Raw genomic sequence first — 14,255 nt, forward strand, 5'->3', positions numbered from 1 at the left:
GAATAGCACAGGCGCAACGGCAAACGCTGATTTATTGATCTCAGACTGTTGCCGAAGGGAATATACAGGCCGTCAACTGGCTTTCGCCCTTCTCGCCGCCTGCTTGGCCAGGTAATCATCGGCAACCGCGTCGTACTCGTCTTTTGTGAAGCCTTTCTGGTCGGGATATTTGGCGGCGATCAGTAGCGTAAATTCAGTCATCGAAAGCTGCTCAGCCTCTCCCCGACTCATGCCGAAATGATTACGCGCTGCGCTGATATACTCGAAGGCCTTAAAATCTGTTGTCGCCTCCCCGCCCTCATGGCGTTGAAGCTTGCGAACCTTCGCTTTGCCGATGATGCCGTGGGTTATTAACGACTGCGCAATCACCAGCATGTCGAAGTCGTCCATCGAGCCCCGGCGGATTTTAAACGACTTTCCTGATGCTTTTGCCGGTCGAATCTCTCCGATTAACGGCGTCAGGTCATCATCGCAGCAGGCATCCAGCACCGTCATAGCAGCCAGGAACGCCTTGCGCCCGTAACTGGTCGACTTGATGTGTTGGATCAGCCAGCCGGGAATAAGTCCGTACGACGCCAGCGCCGATTGCAGCAGGCCTGACACTTCATCGTGATGCAGATCGTAGAAGGTCTGGACAATCTCTTTCGGCTCGCCGATGCGTGTCATGTTGATAAACGACGGGCGGAAGAAGTACTCCTCATTTCCACAGGTGATCAGGCACTCACCGATCTCTTTGAGTGGGGTCATGGTTAATTCCGTATAGCGGTTATTATCAAGGGCCGCACGCGACCCTTTGGAATAGCCGTTAGTTGACTGTCAGTACCGACGTTACCGAGGTAATCGTCGCGCCGGTTTTGTCGGTCACCACGCAGTGATAACTGCCTGCAGAGGCCGAGGTTACTGCGCGGTTAACCAGCGTCGCCGTGGCGGCTGTTGGGTTAATTGCTGGGTTGATCAGTACGCTGCCGTAGTACCACGCGAATGAGTACGGCACGCGGCCGCCAGTGACTTCAACATCCCAGACGACGTCGTTATCTTCGTCAGCTGTTTTGGTTGCTGGCAGGTTTTTAGTGAACGCCAGCGGCACGGTAACAGGCGCGTCAGTTTCGTTGACTTCGATAGTGCTCGCATCACCCACTTTGAATTCAGTGGAGAACGTGACGATATCGTTGGTGCCGCCATCAGAACTGAGCGCGGTAACGGTCATGTATCCAACAAATTCAACCGGGCCGTAGTCCATGCGGACCCAGATCCCAGGCTGACGCTTGGCCTTCAGCTCATCGGCAAAATACTTGATGAACTTACCGATGCCATACTGGTCCAGCTTGTCCTTTTTGCGCACCTCACCCTCAAAACTGATAGTGAAATCGCTGTTGGTGATGATGGTTTCGACGTAGCCACCACCATCATCAGCATCCGAAGTGACAGAGTTCGGGTTGAAGTCGAAACCTTTAGACGTACCGGCTGCCAGCGACAGCCACTCGTCCTCAAGTGGTTTGACGTCCGGGCAGCCATCGGCTACTTCCAGGACGACCGCGCCACCAAATAGACGCTCATTGCTATTCGGGCAATTAGCCATAGCAAAACTCCTTTAATAAAAAGAAACCCGCCGGAGCGGGATTGGGTGATATGGCTAATTGCCAAAATTGCAGGAAAATTGAAGTCGGAATACTAGCCTCCCTTCTTCAGTGAGCACCGGCGGCGGAATCGCGCCCATGTTTTCGATATAGCCAACGCACTCGTCAGCCATAGGATTGGCCTGAACGTAGTCGACAATGCGCTGCACTGCTGATAAAGCATTCCCCCGCTTGTCCTTCGCTGCGATCACATCGACCAGGACGTAATACTCAGACCCGAGTTCGGTGCGGATATTGGTACCGCCGTTCGGCCTGAAAACCATCACCGCCTCTGTGAGCCTGCCAGGGTCGTCATACATCAGCTGCTGCACGGTGAACCCGGCGGTAAGGCCAGCGCCGACGAACAGGTTACGCACCCGCTCGTGCATCATTGGCGTCATAGCGAAAGCTCCTTAGCAACAACAGCATCAATGGCGCTGCGCTCCTCTTCGAAGCCAAGAGTAAGGAACTCTTTCTTGGCCGTGGAGCGCCGGAATCTCTGGGGGTTTGCAGGGTCGTGGACAAATACTGCGTAATTGGTTGAGTAACCCACCCTCCCGGTCACGACGGCGCCGTTAGTGATGATTTCCCTGAATTGACTGTTCAGCAGAGCTGACGTGTCGATCGGGGTGTACAGTGCCGCCCTCGCGCCGCCAATCAGCATTGCCGACTGCAGCGCCCTGACTACCTTCCGCCCCTGAATGTTGTTAATGATGCGATTCATGTTGCGGGCGGCGCTCTGAATACCTCGAACTTTAACACCCATGATCAGACTCCCGTCAGGATGGCGAAATCGTCCGCCACTCGCTCGAACGTGTCGGCGTAGCGGATAACCTGCCGCACCTCGTCAGCGCCAGCAGCAACCGGATCTGCGTCGGTAGATTCGCCAATCAGCAAGTAATCACCGGAGTTGGCCAGTGAGAACTCCGTCCACACGGTATTCTTCACGACGATTTCAGCGCCCAGGCTGCCGATACGCTTCGAGAGCCCGCCCTCGTAGTCACACATGATGACTTCGGGCGCGGAGTACCCTAGCGGATCTCCATACTCATCTTTGCCAAGATTCCGCCAGATGATGGCCTTAGCGGTATAGGACCAGTTCGCGATAGATGACATCAGCCCTCCTTCCAGCGCAGCACCACCGCGCCGGTAGCCCGGATGCGTGGGCAGTTGATGAACCACTCGCCGTCCGACTTCACGTAGCCGGTGGTCTCTCGCCCGGTATCGGTAAGCACCCAGACGCGGGTGAATGCCCTGGGCAGGCCATGTTTAACGGATTTCCACGTCATCAACAGCCACCAACGACCATGAACAGGCCAACGCTGTTACCGGCGCTGATGGGCAGCTCACCGGTGCAGCCGCTGGCATCCAGTTTGGTCAGCGACTCGCGCAGCCAGGTGATGCTGTCTTCGCCGTAATCAAACGAGCGTGACGCACCAGACGGCGCACCCTGCGATTTGATGCGGCGCGCGCCGGACGACGTCGCCATCAGCGCGGCGGCGTACAGCAGGATCAGCTTAGCGGTGCATTCGTCATATCCCGCACCATCAAGGCACGGGGTGATTTTGTTCACCACGCAAAGGATCGGCGTCAGCAAAGCGTCGGGAATGGTGTACCCCAGCTCGGAGAGGAAGCCTTTCACATCGTCAGCCGTTATTGGGGTCGCCATTTACTTTGCCTTCTTCGATTTAGATGGGGCGTCTGCCTGCTCTGCCTGCTCTGCCTGCTCTGCCTGCTCTGCCTGCTCTGCAGTAGTGCTATCCGGTGTAGCGACTTCAAGCGTTATTTCATCAACTTCTGAAATAACGGTAACGCGGCCAGAAAACGCTGGCGGAACCTTTTCGGCTGCAAATTCATGGCCGACAGGTAGTTCCTGGAAGGAACCATCAATCACGCCATAGCAGCCGCGCTTATCAACTCGTAACTGTTTCATGCTCTCTCCAATTGAAAAGGGGCCTAAGCCCCTTAGCCCTGTGCGTTGAACACTTTTGAGCGACCTTTGAAATCGCGCTTAATCTGCAGACCGACCGCACTCCAGACCAAGGAGTTGTAGTTGTCGAACGGATTCGTGCGCGGGATCATGAAGGTGCCCACCGGCGCGGCGATGCGGGTCTTGATGTACTGGGCATTGCGCACATACGCAATGAAGTGATTACCGGTCAGCTTAAAGGTCTGGTTGAACGACTCAACACGCCCGTAGCGAAGGATGTATTCGAGCACAGTACCTTCTTTAAAACCGGCTGCGTCGGAATATGGTCTGTTCAGGTTACGCATGATGTCCGGACTAGCCCACAGCTTCACTTTTTCCTGGACAAAGTTATCGTCCAGCAGTTTGGCGAACGGGCCAGTGAAGAACGCCACGCTCTGATCTGGGGTGGAGGTGGTCAGGTCAATGTTCAGCCCGGATGCGCCCAAATCAACCTGATTGGTATTGGCGTGGTTGGTGATGCCCGCGCCAACATAGCCCTTCACCTTCACTTTCGCGTCGCCTGACAGCATGTAGTCCGCCATGTCAGCACGAATAGCCGCAACGTGCGCTTCCTGGTCATCGGCCATTGCGTCGAGGTTCTCGGACTGCATACCGTTCCACTCACGCCATTCACGGCCGTAGCCGGTGTTGAAGATCGGAATCGGGTCACCGGTCTCATCGTAGATGACCTTATCCAGTTCTTCCGGCACGTGGCCCGTCAGGGAGCGATGGACCTTGCCAGCGTCACTGGAAACACGGTACAGCGCGGCTGTCTTGCCGATGGAGATCGGCGTACCGAGGCCAAGCAGGTCATCCAGCAACGCGTTGCCTTCATCGTTGCGGAAGACACGGGTGGTGATGTTATCCACTTCACGCCAGTAGTCTTTGGAGATCAGCGCGGCCTGGTTAACTTCCAGCGCGCCATTGTACTGGGCCGTGATGGTGTTCTGGTTGACGTTGAAGGCCTCACGCTGCATCAGCAGTTGATTCCATGCCTTCTTAATCTGGTTATGCTCAGTAACCAGCTTGTTAGTGAAAATAATCATGCGGTAGCTTTCCCTGATTTGCGGACTTTCACCAGTTGGGCTTCGGCACCAACAGTGATTTTCTCGCGTGAGAAGAAGAGGACTTTGTCAGTGGTCGGTGCTGCTGATTTCGCCAGCGTTCCGTCACCATTTGAAATCAGTCCTTCGTTTTCCAGCAGGACATCGCCAGCCTTAACCAGCATGTGGTAGTCAACATCGTCTTCGCACATGATGGCTGCGCCGATATCGCCAGCAGGAACGGAATCGCGGATATCACCGCCGCCGATATAGTTGTGCTGGAGCACCAGCGCGACGCCAGAACCGCCAGCGGTGGAATGCACAGCAATCTTCCCGGTGCTGTCGAGTATGACCAGCGAACCCGGTTTAATTGCAGCCGCCATGATGGCTTCAATGACCTGCGGGTCATTTTTGCGGGCCGGGCCCGCAATTACGGTATGAAAACGAGGTGCAAGAGCCATTATTCAGGTGCCTCCATCGTGAGAATATCGCTTTGACCGCTGTTACCCTGGAATGACGGATTCAGCCCGGTGCTTGTCTGACACTGCGAGAACATGTCGTTCAGCGCATCGCCAGAGAGAGAGTTAATCGCCGCTTCGGTCATGAACGAAAATTTCGCTTTGACTGCCTGGCGTTTAGTAGCGAGGTCTTTTTCGGCATTGGCCTGCAACTGAGTTTTCAGCGTGCCGATCTCGTCAGTCAGCGGCTTGATTGCCAGATTCACAGCTGCGGCAATCGCCTCGGCATTGAACTGAACGCCGCCCGGGTCGCCGCCGCCCTCTTTCTTCTTCATCTGCTGGTTATAGGCATCCCAGACCTGATCGTCGGTCAGCCCCTCGGTTTTAACGCCAGCGGCATTGAGCGCGGCGATCATCTTCTGTTTCATCGGGTTTTGTTCTCCGTTGGTTTTGACTTCGTACTCAGTGGGCTTTCGCACGACTTCGATTGGGTCACCGACAAGCGTTACGACCTTGTCAGAGATGAGGTACTTCTGGTCGAAGAGCTTCGGCTTGGCGTTCTCTCCGTCTTCTTCGTAGACGAAATGGTCAGGCCACACGCTGACGACATAGCGCCACTTTTTGTCGTCCTGTTTGATGGACATGCGCAGCGCCTGGTAAATGTCGTCGAATGACATCTCAGAGGCATTGCTGATGAAAAACTTCACCTTATTCCACCAACCGTCCTTCATGCTGTTGGCGGCATCGATGATGCTGGCGGTTTCGACTTCACCCTCCTGCCCGTCAGCGTTCACGAACATGCCGACGCCCTCTTCCGGCGTCCCAGCGCCTGGCTCGTCGAGCAGGATGGCGACATGGTCGAATTGCATGTTATGTGCGACCCAGGAGTGCTTTTTCCCCTTCGACTCACCAGCCTTTTGCTCTTTGTTCAGCAGCAGCCCAGTGGAGACGTGGATCGGCTCGGCATTGTTGCCGGTGATCATGTCGTCGAGGCGCTGAATCAGTCGCTTGCCGTCAGGCTTGGCATCTGCCACCGCCTTGTTGACGTAAACGTCCATCACCACCTTGTCACTGGACTTGCTGACGTTCTGGGCCCACGCCCCGGCGTAATAATCGTTCACCGCCTGCGGGTCGTTGGCGCTGACGTACTTGCCGTTCACCATCGGATGCCCGAGCGGCATTAACTTGCGCTCCATCGTCTGGTAGCTGTTGTTAATCTCCTCCGCCGGGTAAAGGCCGCCATTCATCACGATGTCATCGACGATCGGAACCGCACCACGAATGACGTAGTGTTCCTGACCGTTGATGGTTGTCGTTGAGATGTTAGAGGCGTTGATGGCGAGGGATTTAACGTGGATGCTGGATAGCTTCACGCTGCGTCCTCTTAATGAAGTTTGTTTTTTCGCGCCTGGCGGAGTTGTTTCTTGGTGGGCTTAACCGGGAACCACCAACAGGTTTCGAATTTAATCATCTCGCCGGATGGGCTGATCTGCTCGATCGGCTTTGAATAAATCCAGCCATGTCCATACAGCGTCGGGTCATGCTTAAGTGTCCACATACGGGCCTCATTGGTGGATTTCAGGCAATAAAAAAGGCCGCCGAAGCGACCTTGTTAAGTGGGTTGAGGTGGCTGGACTCGAACCAGCACTCAGGTTCAGCATTAGCATCATGCCTGCCCTGCCGGGTTACCGGTTAATGCATTACTCTACCCATCTAACCCGCACGCGGGAATTGAGTTACACCTCATTTTCTTTAAGCAGCCTCAGCTTTCGTCCACTGCTTCCGCTCTTTAGCCAGCTTATTCGCCAGTCCCTCATTGAAAATGCTGCCGTCGTCATTCAGCAGCACCGGTATCTGACTGCAGTAGCAGTGGTACCGGTTGCCATTCTCGGCGTAGAAGTCGCGCACCTCTTCGGTGGTGTAGACCTTGCCGTGACGGCTGGCGTGCCAGCTGCGAGTTGTCGGTTTGAGTGCTGACAGCCACATCAGGCCGGTATTTAGCCCCAGCCTTTCGCGCGACCAGTCCGTTTCGTTCCACTGCGCCTGCCGCAGCGCGCCTACCTGTTCGGTCTGGGCCATGTTCTTGGCCCGCGCCATGCTGACATCGAGGCGTTTACTGATGACGTTGGCCGTCTCGCGCGGGTTAACGCCCCGGCCGATAGCATCGGAAATGATGTTCGCCAGATCCCCACGCGCCCGATCGCTCTCCAGAATCCAGTCGCTGTAAGTGCTGATGTAGGCGCTGGCGATCTGGTTCTGGTAAGCAGGGCTACTCAGCAGCTGCTGTAACGTCGTCTGGCTGGCGTACACCTGCGACTGCTGCGAGAGGTTATTGAACGCCTCCAGCGTACCGCGCTGCGCCTGGGCGGCTACATAATCAAACGCCCAGTGCTTCTGTTCGCCCCCCTCCAGCAAGTGATCGTCCAGTATGGTCTGAACTATTACCAACAGGTCCGCCAGCTCCTGCGGCGACATGTCGTATATGAATTTCCCGGCGTTGACCTGATAGAGCGTCAGGTCCTCACCGTTGACGTGGCTCAGGAAGTGCCAGTTACTGCCATTGACCTCACGGTCACGCCCGGTCAGGCGCTGGTCGAACAGGGCTTTCAGCGCGACCTTAATCGCGTAATAGCGGTCCTCAATGTCGTGATCCATCATGCTGACTGGCTTGCGCGACATTGTGGGGTCAACTTTCGACCGTGGTATCACCGGACTTTTCGGTTTCTGATTCTGGGTCGGCCAGTGGATCAGGCTTTGGCTTATTGCCATCTGGCGGCACCTCGTCATCAAGTTCTGGCAGGGCCTGCATCTCGCCTACCGCGCGTATCTCGTTCTCGGTTATAGATGAGCGGCCAAAGGCATTCGTCGACTTAACGGCAACGTCAGCCAGCTTATCCATATTGGCAATCTTCTCCGCCTGGCCGGGTGCCAGCAGATCAGACCATCCGACAGTGATTTCCTCACCCTTCGCCGGAGGAATAAACCCAAGCGTCCAGAAACGGGTGATGATGTCGGTGATGAGATCAGCCAGGAAACCTTTGCGGCGGCTCATACGGGTTTTAGCCCAATCCTTTGCATCTTCGGTGCTGGCTCTCTCTCCGGTCTGCATGCCCACCAGCACTTTCACAGGGATCGGTACAGTCGCACAGAACTCATTGAGCGCCGTTCTCCAGGTGGGTTCGGGATCTGAGGCTGTCACACTTAACACCTCAGCTGTTCCCTCCTGCATAAAGCTGGCGCTGTCGGTGCTGTCGTTCAGGCGTCGCACCTGCTGGTCGAGTGCCTCAGCGAGCTGGTTATCTGCCACGCCAAGCGCTTTAGCAAGTGCGGAGAAGTTCGTTTTCTCCCCGAAGGAGAAGTTTAGCTGGCGGCTCGCGTTCTTAAGAAAGCCCTCTGACGCGCCGCCGGACACTTTCTCGATGTCCATCAGTTTGTTGAAGCCTTCCTCCAGCAGCGACTCGCCGGAATCAAGCCGGCCATCATCTGAGCCCTCAGCCAGGATAATGACGCGATCGGGGTGAACGTTGATGATTCGCCCGGGCTGGCCGCTGCGCTGCTGCTGCACCGGTATCTCGGTAAATGAGTACATGCTGACAGCGCCATAGTTCTCGCTGTTCTCGTCTTGGTCATAACTGATCGGGTCGAGTTGCGCCTCCCAGACCGGAATGAGCCGGACAAGCGCCTTCTCTTGTAGCCTACCGACCGTAACTTTATCGACGGGCGCAGACCATGGCTGGCTATCTTTGACCTGGATCAGCAGCGCAGAGTAGCGGCCCACGAGATTTCGTTTGTCAGCACCTTTAATCTGCTTCCAGCAGCGCTTAAGCAGCTTGTTGACGCGCTTATCCCACACTGACTGCTGCGTGGAATCCTTCGTCTGGTCGCCTTCGTAGATGTCCGGGTAATCCTCCCAGCAGCCATCAACGACACGCGTCACCGCGGCGCCTGCGATGGCATTACGACGATACGCCCGATAGAAGTCATCAAAGCAGAGTTCCTGCGGGTACCCGAATTCCTGATACAGGCGCTGGCGCTTTGTGTTACTGGTTCCGTTAAACAGTGTGCTCAGGTTGCGAATCCGATCGCGTTCGACGCTGGCATTGGTGGCACGTTGTTCTTTCATCTGGCTTTCGTTCACGGTTTCCTCCGTCAGCGCGAGCGCACCAACATGCCGGTTGATTGTGGTTCTGATAATTCGGTGAGCGCGTATACCGCGGCATCAAGCCGGTCAGGTGATTTCTTCGCAGTGGATGGCACGTACTCCATAAACTGATTCTCGACCTCGTAGAGGCTGCCACGGTGAGCGACCCGGCCCTGCGCATACAGCGCGGAGATGGGTTCTGCACGCGCGTACTTACCCTTACTGGCGTGAACACGAATGATGCGTCCGCCGAACCCGGCATTGCGTAGCGTATCCTCCGCCATATCGCCGCCCTGGTTGGTTTCGATGACAATCGCATCAGCTTCGTGCTGCTCATAGGCTTCAATGGCCTTGGTAGCCCAGCCGTTGGGTGAATATTTCCCGCTGTAATCCGCATCGAGGCTGTATTGCCGCTCATCACCGGTACCGTAAACGCTGGCGACGGCAATGCCTGATTCGTCACTCTCTTCGCTGTTGGTGGCCTGCGGGTCGATTGCCACCACCGTTCGGGCAAGCTCCTGGGTGATCCGCATCTCGTGCGCCGCACCGATCATGTTCTCAGTCCACAAAGCCCCCTCCGCATTGAAGCGTTTCGGGTTCTGCATGTACTGGGCCTCGGCGGTGCGCCGGTGAGAGAAAAGCGAAACCCGATGCGATTCGTTGTGCTTAAACGGCCATAGCCAGCCATCAGGCAGGCCGTGGTCAATCGGAATCGCGTGGGTGTTTTCCGGGTACTGGTCGGCGTATGCCTGGCTGTTGTTGATGAGCACCGGCAGATTCAGGTGATGCCATTTCTCACCGCTGCCGCCCCGCAGCAGATAGCCGCTCAGGTCGTGGTAGTGAATGCGCTGCATGATGACAATCATCGGCGTCGTCTCGATCGCCAGTCGTGATTTGATTGTCTCGTTAAAGCGGTTGTTGACGCCGTCGCGGACGATCTCCGAATAAGCATCATCCGGCTTTACCGGGTCATCGATAATCAGCGCGCCCTGCCAGCCTGGTTCCATGTGTCCGGCACGAAAGCCAGTAACCTGCCCCGCAGCTGACGACGCATAAACACCGCCGCCGTGCTCAGTCCACCACATCGCCTTACTGTCAGCGTCATCGCGCAGAGACATCGGCCACATCGACTGATAAGCCTGTGACTTAATCATGCCGCGCGCTGTCGAGGAGTTCAGCAGCGCCAGGTTGTGCGAATAGGACAGGTGCATGAAGCGGGCCCGGCAGTTCAGCGCCAGCCCGCGCCCCATCATGTTGATGGTAGCCAGTTCCGTTTTCGTGTAGCCAGGCGGGACGTTGATGATCAGGCGCTGTATCTCACCATCGATTACGCGGTCCAGCGTCTGCTGAATCACCTTGTGATGAGGCGCGATAATCATCTTGCCGCTTGTTCGCTGCTTGAAGAAGTAGCGCGCGTAATACAGGCCATCCTCTTCACACTCTACCCGGCGGGCAAATGTCTTTTGCTCAGCAGTCGTCATCCTCCATCATCTCCTGCCTTGCTGACCTGTATTCGTCCTTGCTCATGGTGATCGTCTGGATGGCGCCACCATTGGGGCCGGAATGTTCAAACTTATGCTTATTGGTGTACGCGTCGCCGCACTCTTTGGCGGCCTGCTCGATAATCTCGGCGGTTAACGCGAGGTTTTTCATTCCCTCGGCCCGCGTAGCCATGCGGTCGAGAACGCGCAGCCGGTACGCTTTGTTGGCGATCGGGATGTCGGAGATTTCACTCTGGAAGCGCTTACGGGTATCGTTGAAAAGCTCAACCCATTTCTGGGCCAGCCCCCTGCCGTTTGCTTTCGTCGGGTCGTGGGATTCGACCTGCTGACGAGTGATGCTCAGGCCAAATTCTTTTTTGACCAGCTCAACCACCTGGGATGGAGTATCGAAGCAGGCAAGGGACTGAACGATGAAGGCTTTGACCTCACCTTTCAGTGCTGCCATAAATCACCTGCCTGTCATAATCAGTCATAAAGTTAAGCCAGTTTCAGCATGCACGTTCCGCACGATCTGGCGATATCGAGGTGAGCCACTTCCGCTGGCGCATTAGCCGCGTCAACTAGCTCCTGCACATCTTTGCTGGCACCGTAACGGCGCACGACACCAACAAACTCTTCGACGTCGTGGCCACGCAGTGTAAGCACTGGTTGCCCGGTCTCTTTGTTGAACTTCGGCGCACCAAAATCATCGGTGACCTGGCCGATGTGGTAAAGCTCATGCTCCACCAGCGCGCAGAACTCGAGGTCACTGCACTGTGAGCAGTAATCGGCAGCCAGCGTGATGATGTACTTCGGAATGCGCCCGAACCATTCATGCATCTGCTGTTCCATCCGGGCCTTCTGCCATCCACCAGCGCGCAGCATTACCTGCTCAGCCTGACCGAGGACTGACCGCCCCTTTTTCGCGAAGCAGTCAGATGCCCACATGAAGCAGAGATCCGCACCAATCAGGTGGGCATGGTCAGGGTTATGGATATTGCCGTCTTCGCTGAGGACCTGCAGGTTAACCCAGTCGTGAATCTCATTGGCTGGTATCAGGCGGGTGTATGGCTGCCAGTTATCGCCGCTGGTGAAGTTAACCGGCGGATATGGCCTGCGGTCATCGTATTCAGCCATGGTTAACTCCACTTATCCCCTATAGGGTATATTTACGATTTATCCGCTATAGACATTATCAAGCCCACCAGCAGATGAGCTTTGGAATGGCTTATTCAGCTGGCTGAATATCGATGTAATACTCTTTGCCCTGTTCGAACTGGCCATATGCCGCCGGGTTAGAGATGTGCATTTGCAGGAGGCCGCCTGGCGTATAGTGAGACCACATTTTGTTTTCGGAGGTGTCTGCGGTTACAGGGCTCATGTGGATTGTGCGGTGTGAATCGTCTTCGGCTTTCTGAATGAAGTGGCAGCGGAATTTAGCGCGTACGGACATGTTGGATCCTCAGTTAGTAAAGGCCCCGCTATTGCTAGGCCAGTCAGATATCGATAATGATCAACTTCCAGATTCAGCATCAAACAGCAGAAGCGCTTCTTCCGACTCTTTGATGGCCTTCATGGTTCTGGCCACCGTTCCATTTTCAGTTGTTACTCTGGGAAGTTGGTTAGTGAAAATTTGATACTTCAGGGGATCGTCACCAACAAACTTAATAGCCTCTGCGGCTGCAGCAGTGTCATAATTCAAGATTGCAAGCAGGTCTAAGCGGATTTGCTGGGCAGGTGTAACTGTGTTTTCGCTCATTGCATTACCTTCTCGTTTTGTTCTGGCAGTTCGCCTGCCACGATTTGTTATGCGCCAGCACGTCTTTCTTCGTCTGCCGATCCATCACTTCGATATCGTGCTCAGTGAGGCGAATCGCTTTCACCCAGTCACAGCTGGCATCGATGACCTCAACCCTTGCGGGTCCAGTTTCCGCGCAACTCGCGATCAACATCGTCATCAGGCATATGGCTAACCGTCTGCTGTACATTGCTGGCCTCCTTGGTTACTTCTACGCGACGTTCGGCAGCTGCTTTGGTGGCTGCGGCGTTATCATCGGTTCGTTGCTTATCCGCTTTGGCTTCGGCCTTTTCGCGTCCACGCATACTGCCCAGACCGAAGGCACCGAGCACCATCAGGATTGCGAATCCGATTGCAGCCAGAATGGCTTTCAGCTTCGTCATAGGCTCACCCGTTCGCGTACCCAACCGTAGATGAATGCCTCGTTAGCCTGGCGCTGCTCTGCCAGCTCGAGATAACGCTGACCCTGACTGCAGTTCAGTCCGCGGAGCAATACGGCTTCCCCTTCACTGCCGCGTTTCGCCAGGTAGGACTTCAACGCGCTGATGCTACGAGGGCCAATCTGGCCGTCGGCAATCAGGTCGGGATAGAGCTGCTGCTGATTGTTGAACGCGTTCAACCAGCGCTGGAACCATTTCACCTGTACCGATGGCCCCATGTTCACGCCGGTATCGCAGAGCTCGGCGGCGATGGACGGTGATACAGCCGCCACCTGGTCGAAGCGTGGGCCATACCAGTAATCGGCTTCGAGGATGTCGAGAGCCTGCTGGCGGGTCAGGTCGCGCATATCACCGGAATAACCGTGGGCGCGTGCCGTCGCCTGGGTGATGCCCCAGTTAGTCGGGCCGCCTTTGTCGTTCGGGTGATTAACGTAGCCGCCCTCTTTGCCGAGGATGGTGTTGAAGATGTCGTCTCTAGTCACGCCTAACTCCTTTTGCCGGTAATGTTCCCCCGGGAGAGGATCATCACAATCAGAAAACCGATGTTGACCACCAGCTCTGAGCGGTCGATGTAGAGGTAATCGCCAACCCAGATACGAATGGGGATGGAGAAGAACGCCAGCGCCAGCAGGTAGGCCAGCGCTGAATAATGCCTTTTATGCTTGCGACCACCGCGACTGAAGCCAGCAATCAGCAGCCCCGTGCACAGGGCAATTACCGCATGCAGTTGAAGCAGTACGAATGGAGTCAGGATCATTGCTCCTCCTCAGCCGCCTTCTTCTCAGCGCGTTTCTTGAGAGCGAGAACGATGGTGATGGCCGATGCAGCCGAAACCATGGCGCCGAGAGATTCAGGGATTCCCGCACCGTCGATGCCGGGGATAAGGTTGCCGATGACCTTGTTGATTACCCGCGTGGCCGTTGCTGCACCGAGAATGCCGGAGATAAAGGCTGCAATGCCGTACAGGCAGCGCTCAAGAATGCTCAGGTTGTGGGACGTGAGAACGTAGATAAGCGCCCCGGCCAGCGCCCCAAGGATTACGCCAGCCTCAGTATTTGCCCAGAATCCGGCAAAAGTGACAGTCGTAACCGCAGCATGCGCCGTGGCGCTGCCGGATAGTGGTTCGGACATAGGTTTTCCATTTTGAAAGATTCAGGCTCACCGGACGCTTAACGACAAAGCACCTGATGGGGGGGGGGGGCCGGGAGCCTGAAATAGAAAAGCCCCGGCGAATGCCAGGGCTAAAAAAAGTGCCAGATCGTGCTTCTGGCAGAACAACCTTACGTTTGATATTGTTAAATCGCCAAAA

At 55.8% G+C, this 14,255-nt stretch carries 24 protein-coding genes and 1 tRNA gene; all 25 read right to left on the reverse strand.

Going from position 1 to position 14,255, the window contains the following annotated elements; all coding sequences use genetic code 11:
* Nucleotides 1-72 precede the first annotated feature (72 nt).
* The 25 genes from M8013_RS14280 to M8013_RS14400 all read right to left on the reverse strand — a co-directional run bounded on the left by M8013_RS14280 (nt 73) and on the right by M8013_RS14400 (nt 14,077).
* Nucleotides 73-747, reverse strand: coding sequence for a DUF6246 family protein (locus tag M8013_RS14280; RefSeq protein WP_271268464.1), 675 nt, complete (start codon nt 745-747; stop codon nt 73-75).
* A 58-nt stretch (nt 748-805) separates the two neighbouring features.
* Nucleotides 806-1,579 (reverse strand): phage tail tube protein, encoded by a 774-nt coding sequence (locus M8013_RS14285; protein WP_271268465.1) that lies wholly within the window; start codon nt 1,577-1,579, stop codon nt 806-808.
* A 54-nt stretch (nt 1,580-1,633) separates the two neighbouring features.
* Nucleotides 1,634-2,017, reverse strand: coding sequence for a phage tail termination protein (locus tag M8013_RS14290; RefSeq protein ID WP_271268466.1), 384 nt, complete (start codon nt 2,015-2,017; stop codon nt 1,634-1,636).
* A complete protein-coding gene (locus tag M8013_RS14295) occupies nt 2,014-2,382 on the reverse strand; it encodes an HK97 gp10 family phage protein (protein WP_271268467.1) in 369 nt (122 codons plus the stop codon). The genes M8013_RS14290 and M8013_RS14295 overlap by 4 nt, the downstream gene beginning before the upstream one ends.
* 2 nt (nt 2,383-2,384) lie before the next feature.
* Nucleotides 2,385-2,732 (reverse strand): hypothetical protein, encoded by a 348-nt coding sequence (locus M8013_RS14300; protein ID WP_271268468.1) that lies wholly within the window; start codon nt 2,730-2,732, stop codon nt 2,385-2,387.
* Nucleotides 2,732-2,905 (reverse strand): hypothetical protein, encoded by a 174-nt coding sequence (locus tag M8013_RS14305; protein ID WP_271268469.1) that lies wholly within the window; start codon nt 2,903-2,905, stop codon nt 2,732-2,734. The genes M8013_RS14300 and M8013_RS14305 overlap by 1 nt, the downstream gene beginning before the upstream one ends.
* Nucleotides 2,905-3,285, reverse strand: coding sequence for a DUF7370 family protein (locus tag M8013_RS14310; protein WP_271268470.1), 381 nt, complete (start codon nt 3,283-3,285; stop codon nt 2,905-2,907). The genes M8013_RS14305 and M8013_RS14310 overlap by 1 nt, the downstream gene beginning before the upstream one ends.
* Nucleotides 3,286-3,549, reverse strand: a complete 264-nt coding sequence (locus tag M8013_RS14315) for a hypothetical protein (protein WP_271268471.1) — start codon at nt 3,547-3,549, stop codon at nt 3,286-3,288.
* Nucleotides 3,550-3,581: 32 nt separating this feature from the next.
* Nucleotides 3,582-4,631: a major capsid protein gene (locus M8013_RS14320; RefSeq protein WP_271268472.1), complete on the reverse strand. Its 1,050-nt coding sequence runs from the start codon at nt 4,629-4,631 to the stop codon at nt 3,582-3,584.
* Nucleotides 4,628-5,089 carry a hypothetical protein gene (locus M8013_RS14325; protein ID WP_271268473.1) on the reverse strand — a complete coding sequence of 154 codons (462 nt, stop codon included), beginning with the start codon at nt 5,087-5,089 and terminating at the stop codon, nt 4,628-4,630. Before M8013_RS14325 ends, M8013_RS14320 begins: the two co-directional genes overlap by 4 nt.
* A complete protein-coding gene (locus tag M8013_RS14330; protein WP_271268474.1) occupies nt 5,089-6,459 on the reverse strand; it encodes a DUF2213 domain-containing protein in 1,371 nt (456 codons plus the stop codon). The genes M8013_RS14325 and M8013_RS14330 overlap by 1 nt, the downstream gene beginning before the upstream one ends.
* 11 nt (nt 6,460-6,470) lie before the next feature.
* Entirely contained in the window at nt 6,471-6,644 is a 174-nt protein-coding gene (locus M8013_RS14335; RefSeq protein WP_271268475.1) for a DUF7279 family protein, read from the reverse strand.
* 63 nt (nt 6,645-6,707) lie between these two features.
* Nucleotides 6,708-6,832 (reverse strand) — tRNA-OTHER (locus tag M8013_RS14340).
* A gap of 6 nt (nt 6,833-6,838) precedes the next feature.
* A complete protein-coding gene (locus M8013_RS14345; protein WP_418939544.1) occupies nt 6,839-7,837 on the reverse strand; it encodes a phage minor head protein in 999 nt (332 codons plus the stop codon).
* A complete protein-coding gene (locus M8013_RS14350; protein WP_271268476.1) occupies nt 7,773-9,224 on the reverse strand; it encodes an anti-CBASS protein Acb1 family protein in 1,452 nt (483 codons plus the stop codon). Before M8013_RS14350 ends, M8013_RS14345 begins: the two co-directional genes overlap by 65 nt.
* Nucleotides 9,225-9,235: 11 nt before the next feature.
* Nucleotides 9,236-10,708, reverse strand: coding sequence for a phage terminase large subunit family protein (locus tag M8013_RS14355; RefSeq protein ID WP_271268477.1), 1,473 nt, complete (start codon nt 10,706-10,708; stop codon nt 9,236-9,238).
* Nucleotides 10,695-11,174: a DUF2280 domain-containing protein gene (locus tag M8013_RS14360; protein WP_271268478.1), complete on the reverse strand. Its 480-nt coding sequence runs from the start codon at nt 11,172-11,174 to the stop codon at nt 10,695-10,697. Before M8013_RS14360 ends, M8013_RS14355 begins: the two co-directional genes overlap by 14 nt.
* A 32-nt stretch (nt 11,175-11,206) precedes the next feature.
* Nucleotides 11,207-11,845 (reverse strand): putative metallopeptidase, encoded by a 639-nt coding sequence (locus M8013_RS14365; protein WP_271268479.1) that lies wholly within the window; start codon nt 11,843-11,845, stop codon nt 11,207-11,209.
* 91 nt (nt 11,846-11,936) lie between these two features.
* A complete protein-coding gene (locus M8013_RS14370) occupies nt 11,937-12,161 on the reverse strand; it encodes a hypothetical protein (RefSeq protein WP_271268480.1) in 225 nt (74 codons plus the stop codon).
* Nucleotides 12,162-12,221: 60 nt separating this feature from the next.
* Nucleotides 12,222-12,467: a DUF2560 family protein gene (locus M8013_RS14375; RefSeq protein ID WP_271268481.1), complete on the reverse strand. Its 246-nt coding sequence runs from the start codon at nt 12,465-12,467 to the stop codon at nt 12,222-12,224.
* Nucleotides 12,468-12,471: 4 nt separating this feature from the next.
* Nucleotides 12,472-12,660, reverse strand: coding sequence for a hypothetical protein (locus M8013_RS14380; protein ID WP_271268482.1), 189 nt, complete (start codon nt 12,658-12,660; stop codon nt 12,472-12,474).
* A complete protein-coding gene (locus tag M8013_RS14385) occupies nt 12,617-12,889 on the reverse strand; it encodes a hypothetical protein (RefSeq protein ID WP_271268483.1) in 273 nt (90 codons plus the stop codon). Before M8013_RS14385 ends, M8013_RS14380 begins: the two co-directional genes overlap by 44 nt.
* On the reverse strand, nt 12,886-13,428 hold the full coding sequence (locus M8013_RS14390; RefSeq protein ID WP_271268484.1) for a glycoside hydrolase family 108 protein: 543 nt from the start codon (nt 13,426-13,428) through the stop codon (nt 12,886-12,888). The genes M8013_RS14385 and M8013_RS14390 overlap by 4 nt, the downstream gene beginning before the upstream one ends.
* 2 nt (nt 13,429-13,430) lie before the next feature.
* A complete protein-coding gene (locus M8013_RS14395; RefSeq protein WP_271268485.1) occupies nt 13,431-13,703 on the reverse strand; it encodes a phage holin family protein in 273 nt (90 codons plus the stop codon).
* Nucleotides 13,700-14,077 carry a putative holin gene (locus tag M8013_RS14400; RefSeq protein WP_271268486.1) on the reverse strand — a complete coding sequence of 126 codons (378 nt, stop codon included), beginning with the start codon at nt 14,075-14,077 and terminating at the stop codon, nt 13,700-13,702. Before M8013_RS14400 ends, M8013_RS14395 begins: the two co-directional genes overlap by 4 nt.
* Nucleotides 14,078-14,255: the final 178 nt, after the last annotated feature.

The sequence above is a fragment of the Silvania confinis genome, from assembly GCF_025564085.1.
Lineage (GTDB): Bacteria > Pseudomonadota > Gammaproteobacteria > Enterobacterales > Enterobacteriaceae > Enterobacter > Enterobacter confinis.